Genomic DNA, 25,284 nt, shown 5'->3' with positions numbered 1-25,284 from the left:
AAATATTTGATTGCAGGCTTGTATTATAGCTTGGTTAATTTTGAAAAAGAATATAATAATCATAAAAAGGTGGGTTTCTAATTAAAATAGGAGGGAAAGTAAAGCTACTGCATTTTGGTATATTAAATCTCTCAGAAAAATGGACGATGGCAATTCCAAACTGGAATGCTGCTCTATTTCAGTTGCCGTTTCACTTCGAAGCGGGCTTTAATAATGCCCAGGCTCTGTGATTTAAATAAGCTAAAAAAAGTATTGAACGGTCTCTTTGAAACCTGTTATTGATTTTGTTTCAGACTTGTCTGTCGAATTTTGTCATTAATGTATCTCTAAACTGGTGGCTAAGGCCTAAAAAATACCTCTTAATACTGCTTCCGGCGCATCAAAGCGCGCCAGGTGGGAGTGCACCGCTGGTGGGGTGGAACAGGCACTCAGCAATAAGGTGGTAATGAGCGCCAACGGTGTTGTTTTTTTCATTCTTTTTTTACTCCATTAAAAGCGGCGTTAGTGTGCAGGATTGTCCCTCAAATTACAACATTAAGGTCTGCATATCGCGCACTGACAGGGGAGTCGACATACGAGAAAAGAATTGCTCATCTTAAGCATCAAAATTGATCGTTTGCTATGACTTCGCTTTTTACATACAAATAGCGTTATACCGGTTGTTAAACCATGATAAAAAGTGGCCTGGCGTACTAAGCTTAAAAGCATCACAGGCCGGGTCATACTAAGGACTAAAATGTTGTCTACGCTATTTGTTGTTGATCAAAATGCAGATATCTTGCCACTGAATGACAATGTGGTGACTTTCGAAACCTACCTGCAGGAGTACCCCAAACTCGGCGAATCTAAGCTGCGGGTCATTAACCTGTGTGACTGCCGTCGATACCTCAGTCAGGGCTACTATTGCTCCTTGCTGGCTGAAGCGCGTAATCATCAGGCGCTGCCGAGCGTAAAAGTGATCAATGAACTGGGTGATGAGGGCTGCACTGTGTATTTGTCTCAGGCCTGGTGCACGCAGCAGGGTATTGCGGTGTCACAACCCCTGTCATTGCTGATTTGCATGGGTGAAACGCAACAGACGGAATATACCAAGCTGGCAGCGCACTTGTTTGCGCAGTTTCAGGCGCCGTTACTGACTGTGCATGTCCAGCCTCAGGGCAACGGGTTACAGGTGCAGGTAATGCGCAGCGATTTCTCATCGATTGAGCAGGACGAACTGGCATTTTGTACGCAGGTGCTCAGCCGGGTCCATGCAATGCAGTGGAAAAAGCGCAAAAGCAGCAAAAAGCATCGCTGGGATCTGGCTATGCTGGTTGATCATCAGGAGCAGTTGCCGCCGAGTAACAAAAACGCCGTGAGTCGGTTTGTGAAAGCCGGAGCCAAGCTGGGTATTAAAGTCCACCTGGTCGAGGCGGCTGAGCTGTATAATCTAAGTCAGTTTGATGGCTTGTTTATCCGTGAGACCACAGCCATTGATCATCATACTTACCGCCTTGCTCAGGAGGCGGAGCAAAAAGACTTAGTGGTGATTGACGACCCCAGCTCTATTTTACGTTGCTGCAATAAAGTATTTTTGCACGATGCGTTTAACTATAAAAAAGTGCCTTCACTGGAAACCCGTTTTGTCAGCCAGTGCTCTGAAGCGGTAATAGAAGAGTTGGTTGAACAGTTATCACTGCCTATGGTGTTAAAAATGCCGGAAAGTGCCTTTTCTAAGGGCGTGTACAAGGTAAAAACCAGAGAAGAGCTGCAATTTCGGTTGAATCTCTTACTGGGTGAGTCGGCCATTGTGCTGGCCCAGGCGTATTTGTACACCGATTATGACTGGCGCATTGGGGTGCTGAACGGACGTGCCATTTACGCGTGCCGCTATCATATGGCACGTAATCACTGGCAGATCTATAACCACAGCTCAAAGCGCAACTTCTCGGGTGGATTTGATACGTTACCGACCTTTGAAGTCCCTAAGGCTGTGCTGGGTGCCGCACTGAAAGCGGCGGCTGTGGTAGGTAATGGCTTGTATGGCATCGACATTAAAGAGCATGAAGGTAAGGCTTATGTGCTGGAAGTGAACGACAACCCCAGCATTGATCAGGGTGTCGAAGACAAGTACCTGGGCGATGAGTTGTATATGCAGATCATGTCGGAATTTTTGCGCCGTCTTGAAGCGAGAGGTAAAAAGTAATGTTACAGGCCTGTATGGTGGTTGAAAAAGCCCAGCCAGCGGATTTAGCCGAACTGGTTGAGCTGGAAGCGCGTTGTTTTAGCAGCGACAAGCTTAGTCGCCGCCAGTTTAAGCATCATATCGGGTTTGAGCATAGTCTGTTGCTGACGGCCCGGCTGGCAGGTGAGCTGGTGGGCTATGGGCTGCTGTGGCTGCATCAGGGAACACGACTGGCACGCTTGTACTCACTGGCGGTATCGCAGGAGCATCAGGGCAAGGGCATTGCCAGGCAGTTAATGGCTGAACTTGAGTCACAGGCGGCTCAATTGGGCTGGCTGTATATGCGACTGGAAGTGGCCAGGCGCAACACGGCGGCAATCGCCCTGTACAAGAAACTGGGTTACAGGGTGTTTGGCGAATATCATAACTACTACGAAGATCACGATGATGCGCTGAGAATGCAAAAGTGCATTCGCAAGCGCACTGAGCAGGCCACTTTGCAGGTTGCGCCCTGGTATCAGCAAACCACTGAGTTTACTTGTGGCCCGGCGTCTTTAATGATGGCGATGGCCAGCATAGATCCGGGTTGCATGGGCGATCAAAGCCTGGAGCTGGAGATCTGGCGTGAAGCAACGACCATTTTTATGACCTCGGGGCATGGTGGTTGCCATCCGTTTGGCCTGGCACTGGCGGCTGAAAGGCGGGGCTTTGCCACAGAAGTGGTGGTCAATACGGCGCAGCCTTTGTTTATTGACGGAGTGCGCAACGAGCAGAAAAAACAGGTGATGACGCTGGTACACGAGCAGTTTAAGCAAGAGTGCGAATATCGGGATATCCCAATCCAGTGCGCCAGCCTTAAACTTGAGCAAGTAGAGCAGTGGTTGTCTGAGGGCAGCTCGGTATTGGCCTTGATCAGCACTTACCGCTTAAACGGCAAGAAGGCACCGCACTGGGTGTTAATCACCGGCATCGATGCACTGTGCTTGTATGTCAATGATCCGGATGTGGAAGAGGATCAGGAAGCAATCGATTGCCAGCAGGTGCCGATTGCGCGCGAGGACTTTGAAAAAATGGCCACCTTTGGCGCGGGCAAACTGAGTGCCCTGGTGGTGGTGCATGAGTCTTTCTGACTATATACAGCGTAAAGAAAAGGGCCGCTCATTGAGCGGCCCTTTTAGATTGGGTATCGACTAAGATCAGACTCTGAACTGATCAACCGACTGTCTCAGCTCTTCGGCCAGCTTGGCCACTTCTGAGCTTGAGATAGACGTCTGGTTTGCACCCTCAGCCGTTTGTTCGGCGATGGTGACAATAGACTCCAGGCGTTCACTGATCTCCTGAGATACCTGCTGCTGCTCGTTGGCGGCATTGGCAATTTCCTCACTGACGTCGTGTGCACGCGACACCGCATCGGTGATTGAGTTAAGCGCTTCATTCGCAACATCACTTTGATGAACACATGATTCAGCCTGCTGCTGGCCTTTCGACATCGCACTAACGGCTTCTTCGGCGCCGCTTTGCAGCGACTCGATCATGGCCTGGATCTCCTGCGTCGACTCTTGAGTCTTGCTGGCAAGCGAGCGAACTTCATCAGCAACCACCGCAAAGCCACGGCCTTGCTCACCAGCACGGGCCGCCTCAATGGCTGCGTTCAGTGCTAGCAGGTTAGTTTGCTCTGCAATGCCGCGAATAACATCCAGGATCCCGCCAATGGCTGAGCTGTCCTGATGTAGTTTGTTGATCACCTGAGACACAGCCTCCACTTCGTGCGCCAGTTGCTCAATGGTGTGTTTGTTGTCCTGAGAAATGCCTTTGACTCGCTCGGCTTCTTTGTCGGCGTTTTTGATTTCCTGCAATGCCTGGTGCGCACTGTTACTAACGCCATGGGCGGTGCTGCTCATTTCGGTTGTAGCCGTCGCTGCTTGTTCAACCTGAGACTGCTGGCTCTTAATCGCCTGGCTCGACTCTATGGTGATGGCTGATGTCTCTTCAGAGGCTGCTGCCAGCTGAGTGGAGCGTGACACGATACCTGTGATGAGTTCACGCAGGCTGGCGATGAGGCTGTTACAGCTGCGTGCCAGTTCGCCAAATTCATCTTTTGCCGAGTCATCCAGGGTTTGCGTCATGTCGCCGCGCGCCACAATATTCAGTACCCGGTTTACTTCAGCCAGCGGCTTAGTAATGCGGCTGACGGTCAAATATGCAATCACTATGGCTAACAGGGCTGCCATAACCATGCCGACCCAGGTCCACATATTAGCTGAGGTCACATCTGCTCGTACTTCGTCCTGAATATCAAATGCCAGTTGTTTAGATTGGGCAACCAGCTCACCAAGTTGCTTGAGTGCTGCATTGGTGGTGGTCTCTGCAACGTCCAGCTCGGTGCGGGTTTTTTGTCGTGCTGCGATCAGCTGGCCCACATTGCCGGCAATGCCGTCAGAGCCCTTTAACTGGGCAAGCAGGTCATCATAGTATTGCTGCAAGTCGTCTGCCAGTGTGCTGTCGAGCTGCGCAACAGTCGCTGTCATCAAAGCCATATTGCGTTCCAGCTCTTCGAGCACATAGGCCTGCTCTTTGGCGACGATATCCAGTGTGTTGCGCTCTTTGATGGTCATCATATCTGTGCTGGTGGTCACCGCAGAGCTAAACAGGTTTTCCAGCTTGGTTGCGGCCTGATAGGCGCGGCCGTCAGTGTCCTGCAAGCCATCTAAGTCCAGAATATCGAGTACCACAGTGGTGGCATCTTCAGCTGCCATTTCGGTATCTTCAAGCTGCTGCTTAAGGGTTTTTACCAGCATCAGTTCGCGGGCTTTGTTGCTGAGCAAGTCCTGCACTGAGGTAGAAAATTGCTTAAAGCTGGTCTCAACCTGACGTTTGCTTTGTGCCAGACCAGGGTCCTGATCAACCACAGCGCCCAACTCAGAAAAGGTTTTATTAAACGCTTGCTGACGTTCGTTAAATTTAGCCTTGAGTGAATTAAGCTCATCGGGTGACTGGGTAAAGTAACTGCCCTGAGCCAGTTTACTCATTTGAGTAAATTCAATCTGTAAGGCAGCACTGCTGTCCAGAGCGGGCAACGAGAGCGAATTAACCAGTCTTGTGGAATTATCAATATTGGCGATCCTCAGCAGCGAGTTTCCTCCGATCATCAACAGGAGCAGAGTGATTATAATAAAACCACCCCAGATACGTTGGCTTACAGTCAAATTCATACGGGTACCATCAAATTAAAGCTGAATGAATGCTTATCGGATTTATTGCGCGATAGTTAAGTATTTTATAGCAGATGTGAATTCAAAATTCAGTAAAATCGGCCGAGAAACAGTTAATTGCTCGAAATTTGCTCGTTTGTATCTAAATCAAGCAAGGTCATGGGCCCACCCCATACACATCCTGTATCTAAAGCAGTGACATTGGGTGTGTTGGTGATGCCCTGCAAGGCCGCCCAGTGCCCAAAAAGGTAACGATTTGGATCGTCCAGAAAGCGCGGATGGGTAAACCAGGGGCGTAATTCGCCTGCGTCATCCAGCGTGCCCTTATTGTCAAAATCCAGATGCCATTGAGAAGTCAGAAAGCGCATTCGGGTAAACACATTGATGATGGTGTTAAAGCGGCTTTGCTCGTCTTCGTCGAGCAGTAAGCGGGGCTCTTTACCGTACATAGCGCTCAGAAATGGTTTGGCTTCTTCGCCCATATATTTTTGCTGGGCCCAGCGGCCCAAGTTCAGGGCTTGCTCAATCTGCCAGTGCGGGTGAATACCGGCATGCGATATAAAGGTATGGTATTTTTCAAGATACACGCACAGTGGCTGAGCGCGTAAAAAATGCAGGTAATCTGGCAGTTTACTGTGTTGATACAGAGCGTCGAGTTTATCTTTGGGGTTTGGGGCTTTGCCTTGCAAGACGTTACAGATCAGGTGTAAATCGTGGTTACCCAGCGTAATGGTGACACAATCCTGATGGCGAAACACAAAGTCGAGACAACCGAGCGAGTCGGGCCCCCGGGCAACAATATCGCCAACCAGGTAAAGGTGGTCGCGGGCAGGATTAAAGGCAACTTCCTGCAATAGCTGCTTTAATGGGGCAAAGCAGCCTTGCAGATCGCCCACCACATAATTGGCCATTAGTGCAGAATATCCGGACGGCTCAGTCTGAATACCTGAATGGGCGCACGAAACTCAGTGCCAAACTCGTTGCGCATCACGTAGTAGCCTTCCATAGTACCGACGGGCGTGTCTAACACGGCGCCGCTGGTGTACTGGTAGCTTTCGCCCGGACGAATGGTCGGTTGTTCACCCACAACGCCGTCGCCTTCAACCTCGGTTTCTTTGCCGTTGGCATCGGTGATTAGCCAATAACGGCTTTCCAGTTTGGCGTTGCACAAGCTGTGATTTTTAATGGTAATGGTGTAGGCAAAGACGTATTTGTCTTTGTCTGGCTGAGATTGACCTTCAACATAGAAGGTCTCTACAGATACTTTGATCGGTGAGCCGATCTCACTCTTTGTTGTCATAGATCCAGTTTGCTATCTCAATAAATTGCGAAAGGGAAATATTCTCGGCACGTAAGCCCGGGTCAATCCCCAGGTCGCTCAATTGCTCAGCTGTCATTAGGTTTGACAAACTATTGCGTAGTGTTTTACGTCTTTGGTTAAACGCTTCAAGACACACAGTATTGAGTACTTTGGTGCTCTTAGCACTACGTTGTTGCGCATCTTTAGGGATCAGTCTGACTACCGCTGAATCCACTTTGGGCGCAGGTTTAAAGCACGTTGGCGGTACCTGGATCACAGGGATGGCATGACAGTAGTATTGTGTCATGACACTCAAACGGCCATAAGCCTTTGTGCCGGGCCCTGCCACCATGCGATTGACGACTTCTTTTTGCAGCATGAAGTGCATGTGCTCGACCTGATCTGCAAACTCAAATAAATGAAACAGTAGCGGGGTAGAGACGTTATAAGGCAGGTTACCGAAAATCTTCAGTTTTTCGTCGCCTTTTAGCAGCGAAGAAAAATCAAACTTCATGGCATCGCCCTGATGCACCGTCAGTTTAGGCCCTAAAAAAGGGTGATGGATCAGGCGCTCGGCCAGGTCGCGGTCCAGTTCTACAACAGTTAGCTGGTCACTGAGTTCAACAACGGGCTCTGTGATGGCGCCTAAACCTGGGCCAATCTCGACCAGGTTGTCTGTGGGCTTAGGATCGATGGCCGTGACAATCTTATCGATGATATTGCTGTCGTTAAGGAAGTTTTGGCCGAAGCGTTTACGGGCTCGGTGGCCCAAATGTACTTTATCTGTCATGAACTCTGTGTTTTCTCGGTGGCGAGCTTAATTGCTTCGCGGATCGCTAATTCGAAACTACCGACTTCGGCGTTGCCACTGGCGGCGAGATCGAGTGCCGTGCCATGGTCAACAGAAGTGCGGATAAAGGGCAATCCGAGGGTAATATTCACCGAATTGCCAAATCCTTTGTATTTTAACACAGGTAAGCCCTGATCGTGATACATTGCCAATACAGCATCGGTATTTTCGAGATATTTCGCCTGAAACAGGGTATCTGCGGGCAGCGGACCGATAAAGTGCATCCCCTGTGCATTGAGCTCAGCCAAAACCGGCTCTATGGTGTCAATTTCTTCGTTGCCCAGATGACCACCTTCGCCCGCATGGGGGTTCAGGCCGCATACCAGCACATTTGGCTGTTCAATACCAAACTTGGTTTGCAGGTCCTGATAAAGAATATGGGCAACCTTAGTCAGGCGCTCATGAGTAATGGCTTTAGACACATAAGCCAGTGGAATGTGCGTAGTGACAAGCGCCACGCGCAGTCCTTCGGTGGCCAGCATCATCACCACATCTGGGGTGTTGGACTGCTGAGCAAAATACTCAGTGTGGCCACTGAAAGAGATACCGGCGCGATTGATAATGCCTTTATGAACTGGCCCGGTTACCACGGCATCAAATGTACCGTCCATATTCTTTTCCGAGGCAATACGCAAGGTATCCAGTACATACTGGCCATTGCGTTCGTCCAGCTCCCCGGCGATAACGTCGCAGCCCCTGTCTACCTGAAGGTAATAAATACTGCCTGGTGGCGCGGCCTCAGCTGGGGCCAAAGGATCGAACGGAATGAGCTCAATGGTCGTATCAAGCTCCCGGGCACGCTGTAGCATGATGTCTTTATCAACAACGGCGACCAGCTGCGCTGGCCAGTCGTGTTGCGCCAGTTTGATAACCAAATCCGGCCCTATCCCTGCCGGTTCTCCGGGGGTGATTGCGATTCTTAAACTCATCTTAGTTCTTCTATTAGTCGATTACTTCTACGTGCGCTTGCTCACGCATTTCACGCATCCACTTAAAGCTCTCTTCCTTAAATTTACGGCGGAACAGAAGTTGGTGGGCACGATTTGCTTTTGCTTGTTCTGTTTTATCAGCAACGCGTTTATCGAGCAACTGCACGATGTGCCAGCCGAAGGTACTTCTGAATGGCTCACTGATCTCATTTTGCTCGAGCGACATTAATGTATCGCGAAACGCAGGCACATAGGTGGTTGGATCTGTCCAGTCATATTCACCGCCTTTAAGCGCTGAGCCGGGGTCTTCCGAGTGCTCTTTAGCCAGTTCGGCAAAATCGGCTTTACCGGCACGCAGGTCTGCTGCAAAGCCCGCTAACATATCCCGCGCTTTTTCTTCACTGAGGATAATAGACGGCTTGATCAGAATATGGCGAGAACGCATTTCAACCCGCTCGACAACCTGACGACCACGGATATCTTGTACTTTCAGAATGTGGAAACCGGCACCCGAGCGCAGTGGCCCTATGATGTCGTCTTTCTTTTTGCCTTTGACGGCTTCTGCAAACAGGGTGGGCATTTCATTGATGCCCATCCAGCCCAGCTGACCGCCGTCAAGCGCTTTTGCACCGCTGGAAGAAGCGATGGCAATGCGTTTAAATTCGCGGCCTTCATTGAGAAACTCAATGACTTTTTCGGCGCGTTCGCGGGCATCCTGAATGTCTTCTGGATTTGCTTTGCTTTCCACTTTGATCAGGATGTGGCCGATGTCATATTCTTCAGACTGGCCTGTTTGTTGTGCCAAAATTTGTTGTAAGTTGGCGATTTCCTGCGGGCTGATATAGATACGGCGATCCACCGCTGCGCGTTGCACCTGCGATACCATGATCTCAGTACGAATCTCTTCCCGGTAAGCCTGGAAGCTCTCTCCTGTGGCTTCAATGGAATTACGTAAGTCGGCGATGGTGCCGCCCTGATCTTTGGCCATGTTGGCCAGTGTCTGATCAAGTTGCGCGTCGGAAATTTCCATCCCCATACGTGTTGCCATTTGCTCCATCAACACTTGATCAATGAGCTTTTCAATGGCCTGGATCCGAAGCACCTTGTCAGACGGCAGCTCGGTATTTTGTTGCTCGGCCTGCTCTTTTACACGGTTAATGATTTTATCTACTTCACTTTTGAGTACCACACCGTCGTTAACCGTTGCGACTACTTTATCCAGCTGGACACGCTCTGCCCAAACGGGTTGTGCCAGCGTCATACTTAAAATTGGAACTAATAACAGCTTTTTTAAATTCATAAGAGTCTTTGTTGTTAATTATTTAAAAAGAACGGTCTGCGGTAACCAAAGATACCCGAACGTAGTAACTGGCTAGCATCATATCTTGATTTGCTGCCTAACCCTTTTAACACAAAATTGATACCAAAGCTTGTGTCAAAAATGGCGTCATCACGTGAAATCGTTTGGTTGAGATCCGTTTGTATCTGGCGTTTACCTGTTATGCGCACCGCCCAGCAGCACGATTCGTACTGCAGACCGGCAAACACTTCAACGCTGCGGCTTGCCGTCAGGTCGCGATGATAGCTGGCAATCAACTGCCAGTTTTCATCTATGGGTAAACTACTGAACAGACCGATTTGATCAATTTCGTATCCTGAGACATCACTGGCGTAGTGATGGTTCAATTGAACGAGTTTTTTATTGCTGCCCCGGTAGTCGAGCGTCATATGAGACTGGATCAGTTCTTTCTCATCGGCATCATACTGCAAACCGGCGGAGAAGTACCAGCGGCGATGCCAGTGCAGCATACTTTCGGCCGCAAACAAGGCGTTGTAATTCTTGCTGCCAAACTCTTGGGTATTCTGGTTGAGCGGGTTGCTTTCCAAAGATTGTTCTGTGGGCTTGGCGGAATCACTTAAGTACAGGATCTGGCCCATGCTTAAGTTAAAGCGTTCGATGTTTTGAGTGTCGAACAAACGGGTGGTTGCACCCAGGGTAAACTGGTTTGCTTGCGCAATAAAGTCGACACCCGAGAAGCGTTGCTCGCGAAACAGACCAAAAAAGTCATCCTGCATTTTTATGGTGTCATACAAGGCAATACCGGATTGGTCCTTTTTAGGGGTGTATAAGTATTGGATCTGTGGCTCCAATGTTTGCGTACCTTGCTCTAAAATAAAGTTGGTCGGACGCTCCAGGTTCAGCTGGCCGTGTAAACGTAGTTTAGGGAGGGTACGGGAAACAGATTTCTTATACTGAGATTGCGCGAATGCCTCGTCTCCTTCCTGCTCATAATAGGTATGCATCAGGCTCAGATTGGAGGCGAAAGACCAGGCATGGGCATTGTAATCATAAGAAATACCCGGTTCGAGATGCACTCGGGTTGCGTCTGTCACCGTCAGCTCATCGTTAGTAAAGTGACTTATTTGTCCGGTGAGTCCCCAATTAAAGCCCTGATAGTTACGAGTGACATGATTCACAGTCAACTGAGGTAAAACGGCATAGGATTCCGTATGGTTACCCAGAACTTCAAAGTTTTGTACTTTCAAATCGACAGACCAGTCTTCTCCCAGGTAACTGAGTTGCCCGACACGATAGAGCTGCGTGTCTGTTTCATTGGCGTACTGGGAATCGAGGTCTGAGATATAGGCATCATCACTGACATTGGTGATGTCGACGCTGGCGCGCCAGTTTTCATCAAAATAACTGTTTTGCGTCCAGTTGACCAGGTAGCGCTCATCCAGCTGTTTGGCAGAGTCGTCCTGCTCCAGAAATTCAATAGCGAGCTGACCCTGATGTTGTTGGGTCAGATAGCGGAATTCAGAAATCAGCTGAGTGCCTTTTTTAGACATATAGCGGGGTGTGATGGTTGCGTCGTAGTTGGGTGCCAAATTTAAGTAGTAGGGCACTGCAATCCCTAAACCACGGCGACTGGAGCTACTGATGGTTGGCGTTAGTACACCTGATTTGCGGCGATCATCAATGGGGAACGTAAAATAAGGCACATAGATAACGGGCGTATCGAGTATTTTCAGGACGGTATTGTGGGTTTCTCCCCAGCCACTGTCGCGGTTCATGACGATATTACTGGCCTCTATCGACCAAAACGGGGTTTCTCCCGGACAGGTGGTAAAGCTGGAATTGAGCAGGTCTACCTGGTTGCTGGTCGCATGCAGTTTCTCGGCGCTGCCGTGGCCATTTTGCTGAGTCAGCCAGTAATCGGCCCCCAGCAGACTGAATTCATAGTCTTTAAGGTTGGCAAACATACCGGTACTGTTAACGAGTGTATAGGCATCCTGAAACACCAGTGGACCGGTGGCATTGAGCAGCCCCTGTTGTTTGTCAATCAGCGCAGCCTGAGCAGATAAGCTCATTACATTGGAGCTTATTACTACATTACCGCTGAATTCAGCGCTGTCGACGCCTTGCAATTCTACATTATCGGACTGAATGTCGATGGCGCCTTTGGGTAAATCAGCGAGGGGTTGCCAGTTTTTAGGCTGAAAGTAGTCTTTACACTGAAGGCCATCAATGTTCGAATTAGCAAAAGTCGCTGTACTGATTAGGGGAAGCACGAAAAGGCCCCAAGCTTTGCTCATTTATCAACCTTGTTTGCCGAAATTCATTTTCAAGCCAGACATAATAAATGAAAAGCGTGTTAATTACAGTAGTTAAGAATAGGAAATAGTAAGAAAAATGACCCCAAGCTTGTCACCTGAGGTTGTGTCCCGAGCGCAGGCCAGAGCGGCCTTTTTACACAACCATTTTTATGCTGAGCCACAGCAGGTCACGGCCCTTGACGGAGACGCGAGTTTTCGTCGCTACTTTCGTATTACGCACCGTGAAAACACTTTTATTTTGCTCGATGTTGCCCCTGAGGCGGGCAACGTCAGTGCCTTTGTTGAGCTGAACAAAGTATTCAGTGCAGGTCAGGTCAGGGTGCCGCAGATCTTTGCTGCGGATTGTGCGCTGGGGTTTGTGTTACTGGAAGACCTTGGTGCGCAGCATCTGGCGGACAGACTCAGTGCACAGTGCCATGCACAGCAAGACTATGAGTCCCTGATCAACATGCTGCCTGACATTGCCCGACTACCTGCGAGTCCTTATATGAAACCCTATGATGCGGCTTTCATTGATATGGAGCTGGAAATTTTTAGTGAGTGGTTGCTCACTCACTGGTTGGGTTTTGAAATTAAAGAGCACTGGCAGCAGCAGTGGGCAAGCCTAAAGCAGGCTCTGGTGGCTAATATGCAGGCGCAAACCCAGGTGACAATGCATCGTGATTTCCACAGCCGTAATATCATGTGGCACAATCAGCAGTGGGTGGTTATCGACTATCAGGATGCCGTTCAGGGACCGGTTACCTATGACGTTGTTTCGTTACTTAAAGATTGTTATCACAGGCTGCCCGAGGCGCAATTTAATCATTTGCAGCGCCACAGTTTCGAGGTGTTAAGTCAAGCCGGGCTACTGGCCCTAAGTGATTATGAAGAGTATCAACAACAGCTGGCTTTGACCGGGTTGCAGCGCCACCTTAAGGCCGCGGGGATCTTCGCACGCTTATACTTGCGCGATGGTAAACCGGGTTACTTAAAGAACATTTTGCCAACTTTGCAATACATTCAGGACGCAGCAGAGTGTTTTGATGCATTTCAATGGCTTGCAACCAGTTTGCAATCCGAGATAATACCTTTAGTAAAGGCTAAACTGGAACAGCAACAATGAAAGCAATGATTTTGGCCGCGGGCAGGGGCAAGCGTATGATGCCGCTGACGGCCACCATGCCAAAGCCCATGCTGGAGGTAGCGGGAAAGCCCTTGCTGGCATACCACGTAAGCCGTCTGGCAGATGCCGGCGTGACTGATATCGTCATTAACCTTGCCTGGCAGGGTGACAAGATACGTGATTATTTTGCCGATGGCTGTGCGTTTGGGGTGTCTATCCAGTATAGCGAGGAGCCCGAAGGGGGCCTGGAAACCGCGGGCGGCATAGTCAGGGCATTGCCTTTGTTGTGCGACGAAGGCGATACCTTTATCGTGATCAATGGCGATATTTTTACCGATTACGCAGTCCATGATCTGTGCCGGTTGCATCTGCTTCCCGGTGAAGCACATCTGGTACTTGTCGAAAACCCGCCACATAATCCGCACGGCGACTTCCCGCTGGCTCATCAGAGCAATAAGGAGCAGGCCTATACCTTTGCTGGTATTGGTTTGTATCACAAAGACTTCTTTAATGAAGTCAGTGAACAGGTTGTGGCGCTGGGGCCGATGCTCAAAACAGGTCTGGCCCAAGGCCGTGTCTCGACGGAACTTTTTTTGGGGCAGTGGCAGGATATTGGCACGCCTGAACGTTTAGCTCAGATTAACAAGACAATGGAGCAGGCTGATGTGGGGTAAGTTGCTGGGCACCGCCTTTGGCTTTTTATTTGGCAAATGGCTGGGGGCAATTCTCGGCTTTTATCTGGGTCACTTGTTCGACAAAAGCCTGAAACAGGATTTTGACAAGGTCGGCGGGTTTCAGGGTTTTTTGAATGGCGATGATCTCAGTGAGCGTCAGGCACTGTTTTTCTCCAGTTGTTTTTCTGTAATGGGACATATCGCTAAATCGAATGGCCGAGTCAGCGAAGTCCATATCCGTGCAGCAACGGCATTTATGGATGAAATGGCGCTGGCAGGAGACGACCGTCGCGAAGCGCAACATGCATTCAGAGCTGGCAAAGAGGCTGATTTTTCGATTAAGGAAGCGGTCCGTGAAGTCAGAGAGGCGTTTGCCAGACGCTATGATCTGCTGCAACTGTTTTTGGAAATTCAAATTCAGATGGCCTTTTCTGATGGCCACGTTTCTGAGCAGGAGCAAGCATTGCTGCGCGAAGTCAGCAAGCATCTGGGTATCTCTCAGGCTCAGTTTGGCTTTTTACTCAAGCGCTACCAGGCGGAATTCCGTTTTCGCCAGCAACGTGCTCAGTGGCAGTCGCAGCAATCTCAGCAGCGCCACAATCAGCAAAGGCAGCAACGCAGTTCTGCACGAGAGCCTCAGCACAACGTGATATCTCGCAGTGAAGCACTGGCCGTGCTGGGGCTAAGTGACGGAGCATCTGACAAAGACATCAAACGTGCCTATCGTAAGCTGATGTCACAGCACCACCCGGACAAGTTGGTCTCTCAGGGTCTGCCCGAGCATATGATGGAAATTGCTAAACGGAAAAGCCAGAGTATTCAATCAGCTTATGAGCTCCTGAAGCAAAAACGTTAAAGCCAGAGTATCCAGTCAGCCTATGGGCGCCTAAAATAAAAACGCAGCAGCTGAGGGGCGTCTGTGCTGAAGTAAGCCAAAGCAGTATTGCCAATCAGCTTATGGGCTCCTGAAGCAAAAACGTTAAGATTCAATGTATCATCAAAGGCGTCTTAAAAACCCCGTTAACTCTTTGCGCAGCCGCTGATGCTGCATCGGCTGATGTTGTTGACCGAAGAGCTCTCTTTGGCGGTAGTCAAGTTTACTGTTGCGTCTGGCCCAGCGTCGGCGCTCGTCTATGGTATCCAGTACCAGAGGGCTGTCAAAGGTGTAGAAGACATCCAGCAGCGCCGGGGTGACCAGCGATAAACTGGCGGGCAGGTGGCTGTTGCGCTGCGCATTGGCCAGCTGGGCACTGACGGTGATCAGCGCATCGACGCGAATGCTGGGTAACGTGGCCAGGTACTCCGCAAACAGGCCGGCGCTGTTACCAAATGCCACAATGGCAATGTGCTCGTTCTGACGTAAGGCCAGTGTTTTATACAGAGCCTCAAAGCGCGCGACCAGCGCGGCTTTGTAATTGTCCAGCGCCAGTTCACTGAGTACCGGGATGGCAGTACTTTTTACTTCATTTGGCGCCTCTTCGATTATGCCCGTTGCAATATCGCCGCTGTCAATCAGGTCGGGTACCGGCAGGGTATAAGTGTCGTAACCGTCATCTGTCAGCGTTTGGTGTAAGTAACTCAGGCCATTATTGTAGAGCTGACTTTGTTCAAGTCCGGGGAGTAATACTATGATACCGCGCTTGGGGGCTGCCATGTACTCGGAGAATAGCACGGCTATCTCCTGCTCTTCATCTTTGATGGTCAGCAGCTTTTCGCTGCTCAGCCAGTAGCGCAAGTCGCTGTCAAATTGTGATGATTTACTCGGTGGTGGCTGATGCTCTGCAGCGTTGGCTTCGCCTGTAACAGCCAGGCCGAACAACAAGCTGAGGATCAGAAGTAACCGGGAGTTTGTAAACATATTGCGCGCACCTTACCTTTCTTTGCCCTGTTATCGGCAAATTCCCGTAAAGCTTGAGCCCATTGTGAGCGCTGCTATGTGCAGCGTCACAAAATTTCGGTAAACTCGTGCCGAAAAAAATCGATGGAGAGTGCTTTGAGCAATAAAACTGACAGCAAACGTGATTTTATCTGGTTGTTTTTTAAAGGGGCTGGTATGGGCGCCGCCGATGTTGTTCCGGGTGTTTCCGGTGGTACAATCGCCTTTATTACTGGCATTTATGCCCGCCTGCTCGGGGCTATCAAAAGTGTCAACCTGGATGCCATCAAAACCCTTAAAACGGACGGGTTTAAGGCGGCGTGGCGACATATAGACGGCACCTTCTTGTTGGTTTTGTTTGGTGGCTTGCTCACCAGTGCTGCATCTCTGGCTAAGCTCATCACCTATTTGCTTGAGCATCACCAGTTGTATGTCTGGTCTTTCTTTTTTGGTCTGATCATCGCCTCCTTTGTTCATGTTGGTAAGCAAGTGACCCGCTGGCATATGCCGACAATCGCTGCGTGCCTGGCAGGGGCCGCTATCGCCTATATCATTACTTCTTTGGCACCTGCCGAAGCCGTACCGCAAACCTGGTATTATTTTGCCGCCGGCGCAATCGCAATTTGTGCCATGATCCTGCCGGGTATTTCCGGCAGTTTTATCCTCTTACTGCTGGGTATGTACGGACATGTATTGAGCGCGGTCAATGAGATGCAAATCATGCTAATTGCGCTGTTTCTGGGCGGGTGTGTTATCGGCCTAATGGCGTTTTCGCGGTTGTTGTCGTGGCTGCTGAGTCGCTTTGAGCAGGTGACGTTTGCATTGCTGTGTGGCTTCTTGCTCGGTTCGCTGAACTTGCTGTGGCCCTGGAAGCAAGTATTGACCAGCTATACCAATTCTAAGGGGATCGAAAAGCCCCTGATGCAGGCGAACGTATTGCCGGCAGAGTTTGCCCGGTTAACCTCTCAGGACCCTCAGGTTTTGGCTTGTGTGTCTCTGGCAGTAGCGGGGCTGGCGCTGATCCTACTTATCGAATGGATAAGTAGCAAAGACGCATAATTGCGCCAGCCCTGAGGTCAACTGATAAAATTTCATGCTCTTTTCATACGGGCGTGTGACACTGTTCACACGCCCGTTTTTGTTGGCTATCAGAGGCGTGCACGACTCACCGTGAGAGGCGGTTTAGACTTGTGTCGAATGCAGATAAGACAAAAAATGTGCTATCAAGTAGCCGCGCTAAAATTAACCAAGTTTTAACTCTGTTTCGGACCTAATAACTTATGAAAAACTCGCTTTACGCTCTGCTCGCCTTACTCTGTGTGCTCTGGCACCCGGTGGCCCTATCGGCTGCTGCAAATCATGTTGCAACCCCCATAGATCTCACCTCGGCCACCCTTGGCTGGATCTGTATTGCCATTTTTGTACTGGCCTATATTCTGGTCATGCTGGAAGAGAAGCTGCATATGCGTAAATCTAAGCCTGTGCTGGTGGCGGCAGGTTTGATCTGGATGCTGATCGGTGGCTATTACGTCATGAATGAAATCCCCGAGCTGACCGAGCACGCTTTTCGCCATAATCTACTTGAGTTTTCGGAACTGATGCTGTTTTTGCTGGTGGCGATGACCTATATCAATGCCATGGAGGAGCGCCGTTTGTTCGATGCGCTGCGGGTGTGGATGGTGCGTCGCGGCTTTAACTTTCGTACCCTGTTTTGGCTCAGCGGGCTGCTGGCCTTTGTGATTTCACCGATTGCCGATAACCTGACCACCGCTTTGCTGATGTGTGCGGTTGCGATGAAGGTGGGGCAGGGTGATAAGCAGTTTATTAACCTGAGTTGCATTAATATCGTTGTGGCTGCCAATGCCGGCGGCGCGTTTAGCCCCTTTGGCGATATCACCACGCTGATGGTGTGGCAGGCCGGTATCGTCCATTTTGCTGAATTCTTTTCGTTGTTTTTCCCGGCGCTGGCGAATTACCTGGTGCCAGCTTTGATCATGAGCCTGTTTGTGAAGAATAAGAAGCCAGCAGCAAGTGACGAACAAATTGAGCTAAAACGTGGCGCAAGGCGCATCATGGTGCTCTTTTTGGTCACCATTGCCACGGCGGTTTCCTGCCATAGCCTGCTACATCTGCCTCCTGTGCTGGGGATGATGATGGGCCTGGGTTACTTGCAATTCTTTGGCTACTTCTTGCGTACCACCTTGCCCAATTCTCTGGATAAAAAGCGTGCTGCGGCGCAGCAGGCAGGCGATCAGGAGCGTTTACAAGCGCTTGGTAACGTGGTGCCCTTCGATGTTTTTGCCAAAGTGTCGCGGGCTGAGTGGGATACCTTGTTATTTTTCTACGGCATTGTTATGTGTGTGGGCGGGTTAGGGTTCCTGGGTTATCTGAGCCTGATGTCTGAAGTGCTTTATGGCGGCTGGTCCGCAACCGCCGCTAACGTGTTCCTTGGGGTGGTATCCGCCGTGGTGGATAATATTCCGGTGATGTTTGCGGTGCTCTCAATGCAACCCGAGATGTCCCATGGTCAGTGGTTACTGATCACTTTGACCGCTGGCGTGGGCGGCAGCTTACTGTCCATCGGCTCAGCGGCAGGGGTGGCGTTAATGGGTCAGGCCAGAGGCTATTATACATTCTTTGGCCACCTCAAATGGACGCCGGTCATTGCATTGGGCTATGCCGCCAGCATCCTGGTTCACTTGTGGTTAAACGCCGAGCTATTCACTGTGTTTGATTAGATACTCGGTGAGCACGTCTTCGTGTGCCGCTACCCAGCGGCCATTGACCGGCTTGGCATCATTGATAGCCCCGCTGAGCGGCACAGCTTGCAAGGTGCTGCCCTGTTTACCAATCATCACGCTATCGCGATTGCGGCTGACGGCATTTACCGCTTCCAGCCCTAATTCTGTGGCCAGCAGGCGATCTTCCGGCGCAGGACTGCCACCGCGCTGAATATGCCCCAGTACACACACGGCGCTGTCAATGCCTGCCTGCTCGGCCAGTTGTGCTTTGAGTGCCTGAGGCCCACCCGGCCAGAGGTTTTCTGCAAGCACGATCACAAAGCTGTCGTGGTTATGTTGCTGCTGCACCTGGATCTGTGAGATCAGGCGTGCCAGCTGAGGCGCGGTATCAGAGGGGTCACAGTTTTCGAATGACAGGATGGCCTCCGCGCCCGTTGCCAGCCCAACATTGAAGGCAATATGACCACTGTGTCGCCCCATCACTTCGACAATAAACACCCGCTCGAAGGCGTTGGCGGTGTCGCGAATTTTATCTATCGCGTGGGTGGCGGTCGTCACCGCAGTGGCAAAGCCTATGGTGTTGTCACTACCCGCCAGATCATTATCAATTGTGCCGGGCAGGCCGATGACCTGACCTTCCCAGTGTGCTTTGAGCGCCTCCAGACCTCTGAACGAGCCATCCCCGCCAATCACGATAAGGGCGTCAATCTGATGTTTTCTGAGTGTGTTAGCAGCTTGCTTTGGACCCTTTGGGTCGCACATTGCCGGGCAGCGGGCACTTTTTAAAATCGTTCCGCCAAATTGCAGGATGTTACCGACATCAGCATGTGTTAGTGCTTGCCATTCATCGTTGAGCAGGCCGTTATAACCATGGAAAAAGCCGATACACTCGTACTGGTGGTGCTGGCAGCTGTGTACTATCGCGCGGATGGCCGCATTCATGCCGGGTGCATCGCCCCCGCTAGTGAGTAGTGCAATTTTGGTCATTCAATTCTCTGTACTGTGGCTGTGCTATACAGTGTTTAATGTACAGCAGGGAGCAGCCACAGTACAAGACAAGCGGTTTTACTTCTGAGTTAGTGACCAGATAGCAATACTGCCCGAAATTTCATTGCCAACAATCAGTAATGGCGTGCTGGTCGGGCTGTGCTCGGCACTGACAAAGGTCATGCCTTCTGGTGCCAGATCACCTGAAATATCCGCACCCTCCTCAAGACCCCGGTTGATGAGGTAAGTCGTAAAGGTGACATTAAACGGGTTGGTGACATCATAGACCAGGATGCTGCCCATACGCTCAAGCCCGACAAAGGCATAAGTGCGCTCACCAATCTGGCCCAGTGTCAGCGCTTCCGGCTCTGCGCCTTTGGCATCAGAGCGGGTGTCTCCCTCGTTGGTGTCTTCATCGTTATTGAATTGCGCGCCATGCAGCGCGGAGGTGATCCGCACCACTTCATCGCCGGAATCGAATACCCGGGCACCATTTTGATCCCAGATAGAGAATGAGCGCGCGCCATAGGTATAGAGTTTTTCGTACTGACCATCATTGTCCTGATCGCCCATCACAGTAGTCACTTTGAGGCGACCCAGATCGTCATTGTCATTGTTGATATACGCAAAGTTATCCGCCAGGGTGAGGTCCTTGGCTCGGATCTCGTCGGTATAGGCCAGACAGCCATCATCCTTGTCGTAATCCAGTCCGCCATTGGCCGTACACTCGGCTTCATCAGCCGCAGGGAAGAAGTACTCACGCCCGTCACCCTCGTTAGCCGTGACGATAAAGTTGGCTCCCTGCCATTGATAAGTTGCAATGGAGTCCGGCTGGTACATGCCGTATAACCCCGGGTAGCTACGCAGATTAATGCCGTCGTCTTTGTCGGACGCATCCAGTCTCCATTTACCCCAGTCTTTATAACCCAGGCCTTTTATTGTTAGTGAGTTATCGCTTAGATCAACAATGGCCAGCGCATTGTTCTCTTGTAGTGACACATAGGCATAACGGTTGTCTTTGCTGACTGTGACGTATTCAGGCTCAAGATCCATGGCAACGCTGGTATTGATTACCTGTCCTTTAATCGTACGTCCGGTTGGGTTAGCGAACACCACGCCTTGCGCCTGCAACTGGGCTTGCTGATCATTAAAGGCTTCGAAACCTAACAGCGTGGCCTGACCGGCCACCTGTCCGTCGTTGATGTCGATGATGGCGATACTGCCTTGCGGGTCAACGCTGTAATCACCCGCCGGTTCACCTTCATTGGCCACCAGGATCTTGCTGCCGTCCTGGTTAAAAGTGACCATGTCAGGCAGGTATCCGACTTCGACCGACTTCAGCAGCTGAGGTGTTTGATCGGCAATATTGTAGACCAGCACAAACCCGGTTTCGCCGGTCGCACGCGCCATTGCAACGGCAAGCATATCGCCATGAATGGCCAGGCTGTTCGCATCGGCTGCCACCTCTTCACTGACTGCAATGGTCTGAGTGACCGTTAGATTGGTATTTGTGACAACCCCCTGGTTGTCTTTGCTGAGTTTATCCGCGTCGATCTGCGCAGCCGCAATGATAGCAATTTGTGGAGTGTCGCCGGAGCTGTCAAGCGCAAAAATACGTTGACTGGCTTTATGGTAAGCGACGATTTCAGCAGCTCCCTCCGGACTTGCCACGTTCAACACGGCCCGACCAACCAACTGTGCTGACAAGTCGCCACTCATGCGGGCACCACTTTCTCCCTGCGGCCCTTGCTCACCCTGTGCACCGGGGTCACCTTTATCGCCTTTCTCGCCGGGTTGTCCTGCCTGGCCAGTTTCACCTTGCAGGCCTTGTTCGCCTTGCTTACCTGTTTGTCCGTCGTCGCCATCCAGAGCACAGCCGCTGAGTAGGCCCAGTAGCGTTAGTGAGATCAGTGTTTTTTTCATTGTCTTTATTCTGTGTTGTGAAAATCACTGTCATTAAAACAGGGATAATTGACATCAGAATGACAAGGGAGGGTTAAAGAAAAGGAAAGAGAAAATGGCCCTCGCACTGGGTGCGAGGGAAACCAATGATGACGGCCACTCTAAGATTGAGTGAGACGGTCAAGCTCTGCGCGTTGCGCGCTGGGTAAGTTATCAACCACTATCTGATAGGAGTCATCTATCATGCGTTTGATCTCTTCTTCCGGGATGCTGCCATCCAGTATGATGGTGTTCCATAGTCGTTTATTCATATGATAACCCGGTACAATTGCAGCGTACTTATCGCGTAACAATAGCGCTTCATCCGGATCACACTTTAGGTTAAGCCACCAAACTGGCTCACCATTCTCACCCATTTGACCCTCTTTCCCTTCATATAAGGTAGCAAACATCTTGTGCTGTACCTTGTAAACGTCCACGTCCTGTGCAAACGGTTTTGTGATAAAGGTCCCAGGCTTAGCCTGTAAATACTCATGTACGAATTTCTGATCCATAGCCCGTGTCCTTGAAATAACAAATTAAATTAACAAAACATGGGGCTGATTTTAGCAGCTTTTGTGAGATTTCTGTAATTGGGAATAAGTAAAAACTATCAGTCAGTTAAGACCAAATAGGAATATACCTGAATAACCTTATCTAAGCTGCGCAACAATATCAGTATATTTCACTCAAACGAGAAAATAACGTCTTAAACTGCACAGAGGTTAACCAGTCCATTTATCTTTACAGTTCCAATTTCAAATCTGCTCAAGGAGGAGTTTACTCCCACTCTTTGACTGCTAACCACACCATGACCAAATGACAAATGCCCACTTCATTAAACATTCATCCGACGGTAGATAGGGGAGGCCCTCTCCACATACGGTGAAAGTGCAATCAAATTGGCACGCATAAGCTTACAATCCCGTTCGGCTTAACCTAAGTGTAGGAAAATCAAACCGGATCGCCAGCAAAAGTAGCAGGTGTTCAGATCTGCCCGTGATCTAATCCGCCACTTTGCTTCACTTATATTAGTGTCAACGCAAATAATGCTTAGTTAAAATAATAAGTTAGCGATTATTTGCGCACTCAGGAGAGCGCTCTCACGGCAACCTGAATGAGAAACCAAGCGTTTCTGGGGACGTATTAAATTAAATAATGCAATATTTTGCAACAATTTAAGTGTTTTTGCGTGCTTTTTAGACTTATTGTACACTACGCGAGAAAAAAATTACCCATTTACTTAACGTGTCGCAGTGTCTGGCTTGACGCGCACGTCCGAAACGAGATTACGGAGGCTGAGTGCTGTTATTGTATGCTGTATTGATGTGCCTGGGCGGATTGCTGATGCTCAATGAATTGCGTTGTACCGGAGTTACAAGGCGCTCCTGGGTGCTGTTAGCTGCGTTAGCGGGGCCTATGGTGTGGATCATGTTTCGGGCACACTATCGGCTGGCCTGGCTCAGACGGGTCGGTCAGCGGTATTCAGTGTTGCGCGCCTGACTGGTGTGGTAACGGAAAATAGGGGTCAGTTAACCAGCTGCAAAGAGGGCTTTTCGCTATGCTGTGAGCGCAGGAAGTGTTCAAATTCTTGAGCGGAGAGTGGTTTGGCGTAGTAATAGCCCTGAATTGTCTGGCAGTTCAGACGCTGTAATTGATGCAGCTGTTCTTCATGCTCAACGCCCTCTGCCACCACGTGCAGGCCCAGGTTATGTGCAATCGTGACTATTGAGTCTACCATGTTGCAACCGCGCTCTGTGTTCATATCATCCACAAATGCTTTGTCTACTTTGAGGGTATTTAGCGGAAACTGTTTGAGATAGGCGAGCGAAGAGTAGCCAGTGCCAAAATCATCCATGGCCAGGTGGATCCCGCGTGAGCTTAAAGAACGCATAATTGAAATTGCTTCTTGTGGATCGTCCATAACCGTTCCTTCCGTAATTTCCAGTTCGAGAAAATAAGAAGGAAGTTGATTCTTTTGCAAGATGAGGTCTATCCGCGCGGTGAGGTCGGGCAAACTAAACTGTCTGGCCGACAGGTTCACAGCAACCCGGCCGTTGAACAGGCCCTGATCTATCCAGCGTTTAACATCCTTACATGCTTTATCGAGTACCACTTCACCTATTTCGACAATCTGACCCGTTTCCTCTGCAATGGGAATAAACAACCCCGGACTGATCACGCCTTTTTTGGGGGTAATGAAACGCACCAGCGCTTCCATTCCCACCAGAGCACCGGTAGCAATGTCCATTTTGGGTTGGTAGTAAACCACAAAGTGATCTTCTTTTAATCCAAAGCGCATGAGGTTTTCAATTTGCAGGCGTTTAACCGCTTGCTCATTCATTGAGTCATTGAAAAACAGGTAGTGGTTGCCTTTTTGCTTGGCATGATACATGGCGGTATCGGCATTTTTTAGCAAGATCTCCGGTGTACTGCCATCTTCCGGGAATAACACTATGCCCACTGAAGAGGTGATCACCAGCTCATGATTGGCCATTTTAAACGGCGTCGCGATGACGGCCAGAAACTGTTTAGCGGCCTTGGTAATGGTATGAATGTCGTTGGTGCCCGACATCACCAGGGCGAACTCGTCGCCCCCCAGGCGGTAAAAGGTATCCTGCTGGCGGCATAACTTATTGAGTCGCATGGCCAGTTTTGCCAGCAAGCTGTCACCCAGCTGGTGGCCAAGGGAGTCGTTAATTTTTTTAAAGTTATCTAAGTCAAAGACCAGCAATGCGTGATCGCGCTTCTGATCGACCAGCTTTTTCAGGTTGGTGAAGAACAGGTTGCGGTTGGGCAGGCCTGTGGTGCGGTCGCGGTTCGATAAGTTGTGCAGTTGCGACTCGGCTTTTTTACGCTCGGTCAGATCAGAAAAGACCACAACATAATTGGTAATGTGGCCGTGGTTGTTCTTAATCTCATCGATGGAGATTTCGATTGGCAGCATAGTTCCTGTTTGATCGTAGAGTTTCAGCTCTTCCTGCCAGTGCTCACTCTTTTTTAATGCGGCCTTAATCTGGCGGATAAACTGAGCATCGTATCCGGGGAGCTTAAATTCCGTATTGATATACTGCTCTCGCACGCCGCCGAAGATACGAATATAACTCGGGTTTAAATCGACCAGACGAAAAGCGTGATCATAGATGGCAATGGCGTCGGTCAGCGACTCTACGCACTTGGCGAACAGGTTCAGGCGCTCTTCCGTGCTTTTAAGGTGGTTAATATCACGGATGGTGCCCGTCATGCGCAGCGGGTTGAGGTTTTCATCTTTGGCGATGATTTTGCCTTTATCCAGGACCCAGTGATATTGATCCAGGCTGTTTCTAACCCGATAGGTGGCTTCGAAGAAGGCGGTTTTTTCCGCGAAATGTAACTTTAGCTGTTTTTCTACCAGTGGCAGGTCCTGGGGGTGGATCAGGCTGGCGTTGGGAATGAGGTGTGCACCTGGGGTGGTATCCATCATAAACTTGTCGTTTATACGATTGATTTCGCCACTGCGAATGTTCCAGTCCCAGAGGGTATCACCGCTGCCTTCCACGGTGCTTTTAAGGCGTTGCTCTGAATGCCGCAGTGCCCTCAGTGCCCGTTTCGTTTTGTGGTTAGAGACTGCCAGATAGAGCAAAGTCGCAGTTGTGACAACGCCCACCAAAATAATCAGTGTCAAATGTTGATTTTGCATAATACCTGCGGCCAAGGGCGCACTCATCGTCGGCCAGGCCAGAAGCAACAAAATAGATGTAATTGTTTTTATAATTGTTGTTTTCGTCATAAGGCTTAAAGAGTCAATTACAATTGCTAATCTAATCTAAGCCCCAGGCAGAGTCAAAAAGAAAGTCAGAAAAAATCCCTATTTTCGGGCCCGGCTAGCATGTCTGAGCGAATTTCGC

Annotated in this window: 21 protein-coding genes; 8 read left to right on the top strand and 13 right to left on the bottom strand. The window is 50.0% G+C overall.

The window, feature by feature from the left end:
• Positions 1-345: 345 nt before the first annotated feature.
• Positions 346-474 (bottom strand): hypothetical protein, encoded by a 129-nt coding sequence (locus C3B51_RS24020; RefSeq protein ID WP_276319639.1) that lies wholly within the window; start codon positions 472-474, stop codon positions 346-348.
• 262 nt (positions 475-736) lie between these two features.
• Between C3B51_RS24020 and C3B51_RS01330 the strand changes: the two genes are divergently transcribed.
• Together C3B51_RS01330 and C3B51_RS01325 are read left to right on the top strand one after the other, a co-directional pair.
• A complete protein-coding gene (locus C3B51_RS01330; RefSeq protein WP_130243908.1) occupies positions 737-2,185 on the top strand; it encodes a RimK family protein in 1,449 nt (482 codons plus the stop codon).
• Positions 2,185-3,294 carry a GNAT family N-acetyltransferase/peptidase C39 family protein gene (locus C3B51_RS01325; RefSeq protein WP_125716205.1) on the top strand — a complete coding sequence of 370 codons (1,110 nt, stop codon included), beginning with the start codon at positions 2,185-2,187 and terminating at the stop codon, positions 3,292-3,294. Before C3B51_RS01330 ends, C3B51_RS01325 begins: the two co-directional genes overlap by 1 nt.
• 66 nt (positions 3,295-3,360) lie before the next feature.
• Here the strand turns inward: C3B51_RS01325 and C3B51_RS01320 are convergent, their stop codons facing one another.
• From C3B51_RS01320 to lptD, 7 genes are all read right to left on the bottom strand, one after another.
• On the bottom strand, positions 3,361-5,376 hold the full coding sequence (locus C3B51_RS01320) for a methyl-accepting chemotaxis protein (protein WP_125716206.1): 2,016 nt from the start codon (positions 5,374-5,376) through the stop codon (positions 3,361-3,363).
• Between the two features lie 113 nt (positions 5,377-5,489).
• Positions 5,490-6,287 carry a symmetrical bis(5'-nucleosyl)-tetraphosphatase gene (locus tag C3B51_RS01315; protein ID WP_125716207.1) on the bottom strand — a complete coding sequence of 266 codons (798 nt, stop codon included), beginning with the start codon at positions 6,285-6,287 and terminating at the stop codon, positions 5,490-5,492.
• Positions 6,287-6,676, bottom strand: coding sequence for a Co2+/Mg2+ efflux protein ApaG (gene apaG, locus C3B51_RS01310; protein ID WP_046005680.1), 390 nt, complete (start codon positions 6,674-6,676; stop codon positions 6,287-6,289). Before apaG ends, C3B51_RS01315 begins: the two co-directional genes overlap by 1 nt.
• Positions 6,660-7,466 (bottom strand): 16S rRNA (adenine(1518)-N(6)/adenine(1519)-N(6))-dimethyltransferase RsmA, encoded by an 807-nt coding sequence (gene rsmA, locus C3B51_RS01305; RefSeq protein WP_130243907.1) that lies wholly within the window; start codon positions 7,464-7,466, stop codon positions 6,660-6,662. The genes apaG and rsmA overlap by 17 nt, the downstream gene beginning before the upstream one ends.
• On the bottom strand, positions 7,463-8,455 hold the full coding sequence (gene pdxA, locus C3B51_RS01300) for a 4-hydroxythreonine-4-phosphate dehydrogenase PdxA (protein WP_130243906.1): 993 nt from the start codon (positions 8,453-8,455) through the stop codon (positions 7,463-7,465). Before pdxA ends, rsmA begins: the two co-directional genes overlap by 4 nt.
• 13 nt (positions 8,456-8,468) lie before the next feature.
• Positions 8,469-9,755, bottom strand: a complete 1,287-nt coding sequence (gene surA / locus C3B51_RS01295) for a peptidylprolyl isomerase SurA (RefSeq protein WP_125716210.1) — start codon at positions 9,753-9,755, stop codon at positions 8,469-8,471.
• 14 nt (positions 9,756-9,769) lie between these two features.
• Positions 9,770-12,052, bottom strand: a complete 2,283-nt coding sequence (gene lptD, locus C3B51_RS01290) for an LPS assembly protein LptD (protein WP_130243905.1) — start codon at positions 12,050-12,052, stop codon at positions 9,770-9,772.
• Between the two features lie 97 nt (positions 12,053-12,149).
• Here lptD and C3B51_RS01285 point away from each other — a divergent pair, with 97 nt between their 5' ends.
• The 3 genes from C3B51_RS01285 to djlA are packed head-to-tail and all read left to right on the top strand — an operon-like array spanning position 12,150 to position 14,708.
• A complete protein-coding gene (locus C3B51_RS01285) occupies positions 12,150-13,178 on the top strand; it encodes an aminoglycoside phosphotransferase family protein (protein WP_130243904.1) in 1,029 nt (342 codons plus the stop codon).
• Entirely contained in the window at positions 13,175-13,852 is a 678-nt protein-coding gene (murU, locus tag C3B51_RS01280; RefSeq protein WP_130243903.1) for an N-acetylmuramate alpha-1-phosphate uridylyltransferase MurU, read from the top strand. The genes C3B51_RS01285 and murU overlap by 4 nt, the downstream gene beginning before the upstream one ends.
• The gene (djlA, locus tag C3B51_RS01275) at positions 13,842-14,708 is read left to right on the top strand and encodes a co-chaperone DjlA (protein WP_125716214.1); all 867 of its coding nucleotides are present in this window, start codon (positions 13,842-13,844) and stop codon (positions 14,706-14,708) included. Before murU ends, djlA begins: the two co-directional genes overlap by 11 nt.
• Positions 14,709-14,849: 141 nt before the next feature.
• On the opposite strand, the gene C3B51_RS01270 is transcribed toward djlA, so the two are convergent.
• Positions 14,850-15,710, bottom strand: coding sequence for a DUF3530 family protein (locus C3B51_RS01270; protein ID WP_125716215.1), 861 nt, complete (start codon positions 15,708-15,710; stop codon positions 14,850-14,852).
• 135 nt (positions 15,711-15,845) lie between these two features.
• Between C3B51_RS01270 and C3B51_RS01265 the strand changes: the two genes are divergently transcribed.
• Complete coding sequence (locus C3B51_RS01265) at positions 15,846-16,787, top strand: DUF368 domain-containing protein (RefSeq protein WP_430929829.1); 942 nt, start codon at positions 15,846-15,848, stop codon at positions 16,785-16,787.
• Positions 16,788-17,008: 221 nt separating this feature from the next.
• Complete coding sequence (gene nhaD, locus C3B51_RS01260; RefSeq protein ID WP_206074679.1) at positions 17,009-18,466, top strand: sodium:proton antiporter NhaD; 1,458 nt, start codon at positions 17,009-17,011, stop codon at positions 18,464-18,466.
• Here nhaD and C3B51_RS01255 read toward each other — a convergent pair.
• The 3 genes from C3B51_RS01255 to C3B51_RS01245 form a co-directional block, all read right to left on the bottom strand.
• Complete coding sequence (locus C3B51_RS01255) at positions 18,446-19,456, bottom strand: ATP-dependent 6-phosphofructokinase (protein ID WP_130243902.1); 1,011 nt, start codon at positions 19,454-19,456, stop codon at positions 18,446-18,448. The two genes, nhaD and C3B51_RS01255, sit on opposite strands and share 21 nt — an antisense overlap.
• Positions 19,457-19,534: 78 nt before the next feature.
• Entirely contained in the window at positions 19,535-21,379 is a 1,845-nt protein-coding gene (locus tag C3B51_RS01250) for a choice-of-anchor I family protein (RefSeq protein ID WP_130243901.1), read from the bottom strand.
• 140 nt (positions 21,380-21,519) lie between these two features.
• Complete coding sequence (locus C3B51_RS01245) at positions 21,520-21,912, bottom strand: MmcQ/YjbR family DNA-binding protein (protein WP_125716218.1); 393 nt, start codon at positions 21,910-21,912, stop codon at positions 21,520-21,522.
• A gap of 787 nt (positions 21,913-22,699) precedes the next feature.
• Between C3B51_RS01245 and C3B51_RS01240 the strand changes: the two genes are divergently transcribed.
• The gene (locus C3B51_RS01240) at positions 22,700-22,900 is read left to right on the top strand and encodes a hypothetical protein (RefSeq protein ID WP_130243900.1); all 201 of its coding nucleotides are present in this window, start codon (positions 22,700-22,702) and stop codon (positions 22,898-22,900) included.
• Between the two features lie 25 nt (positions 22,901-22,925).
• Here the strand turns inward: C3B51_RS01240 and C3B51_RS01235 are convergent, their stop codons facing one another.
• Positions 22,926-25,166: a putative bifunctional diguanylate cyclase/phosphodiesterase gene (locus tag C3B51_RS01235; protein ID WP_130243899.1), complete on the bottom strand. Its 2,241-nt coding sequence runs from the start codon at positions 25,164-25,166 to the stop codon at positions 22,926-22,928.
• Between the last annotated feature and the right edge of the window lie 118 nt (positions 25,167-25,284).

Source organism: Pseudoalteromonas rubra (genome assembly GCF_004212645.1).
In the GTDB taxonomy this organism is placed as follows: Bacteria; Pseudomonadota; Gammaproteobacteria; order Enterobacterales; family Alteromonadaceae; genus Pseudoalteromonas; species Pseudoalteromonas rubra_G.
The sequence above is the reverse complement of the archived record's forward strand: the minus strand, read 5'-3'. Positions and strand labels throughout refer to the sequence as shown.

What these genes read in the sequence shown, in the direction of transcription:
- C3B51_RS24020 (WP_276319639.1), bottom strand. Translation starts at nt 474, where the DNA reads ATGAAAAAAACAACACCGTTGGCGCTCATTACCACCTTATTGCTGAGT.
- C3B51_RS01330 (WP_130243908.1), top strand. Translation starts at nt 737, where the DNA reads ATGTTGTCTACGCTATTTGTTGTTGATCAAAATGCAGATATCTTGCCA.
- C3B51_RS01325 (WP_125716205.1), top strand. Translation starts at nt 2,185, where the DNA reads ATGTTACAGGCCTGTATGGTGGTTGAAAAAGCCCAGCCAGCGGATTTA.
- C3B51_RS01320 (WP_125716206.1), bottom strand. Translation starts at nt 5,376, where the DNA reads ATGAATTTGACTGTAAGCCAACGTATCTGGGGTGGTTTTATTATAATC.
- C3B51_RS01315 (WP_125716207.1), bottom strand. Translation starts at nt 6,287, where the DNA reads ATGGCCAATTATGTGGTGGGCGATCTGCAAGGCTGCTTTGCCCCATTA.
- apaG (WP_046005680.1), bottom strand. Translation starts at nt 6,676, where the DNA reads ATGACAACAAAGAGTGAGATCGGCTCACCGATCAAAGTATCTGTAGAG.
- rsmA (WP_130243907.1), bottom strand. Translation starts at nt 7,466, where the DNA reads ATGACAGATAAAGTACATTTGGGCCACCGAGCCCGTAAACGCTTCGGC.
- pdxA (WP_130243906.1), bottom strand. Translation starts at nt 8,455, where the DNA reads ATGAGTTTAAGAATCGCAATCACCCCCGGAGAACCGGCAGGGATAGGG.
- surA (WP_125716210.1), bottom strand. Translation starts at nt 9,755, where the DNA reads ATGAATTTAAAAAAGCTGTTATTAGTTCCAATTTTAAGTATGACGCTG.
- lptD (WP_130243905.1), bottom strand. Translation starts at nt 12,052, where the DNA reads ATGAGCAAAGCTTGGGGCCTTTTCGTGCTTCCCCTAATCAGTACAGCG.
- C3B51_RS01285 (WP_130243904.1), top strand. Translation starts at nt 12,150, where the DNA reads ATGACCCCAAGCTTGTCACCTGAGGTTGTGTCCCGAGCGCAGGCCAGA.
- murU (WP_130243903.1), top strand. Translation starts at nt 13,175, where the DNA reads ATGAAAGCAATGATTTTGGCCGCGGGCAGGGGCAAGCGTATGATGCCG.
- djlA (WP_125716214.1), top strand. Translation starts at nt 13,842, where the DNA reads ATGTGGGGTAAGTTGCTGGGCACCGCCTTTGGCTTTTTATTTGGCAAA.
- C3B51_RS01270 (WP_125716215.1), bottom strand. Translation starts at nt 15,710, where the DNA reads ATGTTTACAAACTCCCGGTTACTTCTGATCCTCAGCTTGTTGTTCGGC.
- nhaD (WP_206074679.1), top strand. Translation starts at nt 17,009, where the DNA reads ATGAAAAACTCGCTTTACGCTCTGCTCGCCTTACTCTGTGTGCTCTGG.
- C3B51_RS01255 (WP_130243902.1), bottom strand. Translation starts at nt 19,456, where the DNA reads ATGACCAAAATTGCACTACTCACTAGCGGGGGCGATGCACCCGGCATG.
- C3B51_RS01250 (WP_130243901.1), bottom strand. Translation starts at nt 21,379, where the DNA reads ATGAAAAAAACACTGATCTCACTAACGCTACTGGGCCTACTCAGCGGC.
- C3B51_RS01245 (WP_125716218.1), bottom strand. Translation starts at nt 21,912, where the DNA reads ATGGATCAGAAATTCGTACATGAGTATTTACAGGCTAAGCCTGGGACC.
- C3B51_RS01235 (WP_130243899.1), bottom strand. Translation starts at nt 25,166, where the DNA reads ATGACGAAAACAACAATTATAAAAACAATTACATCTATTTTGTTGCTT.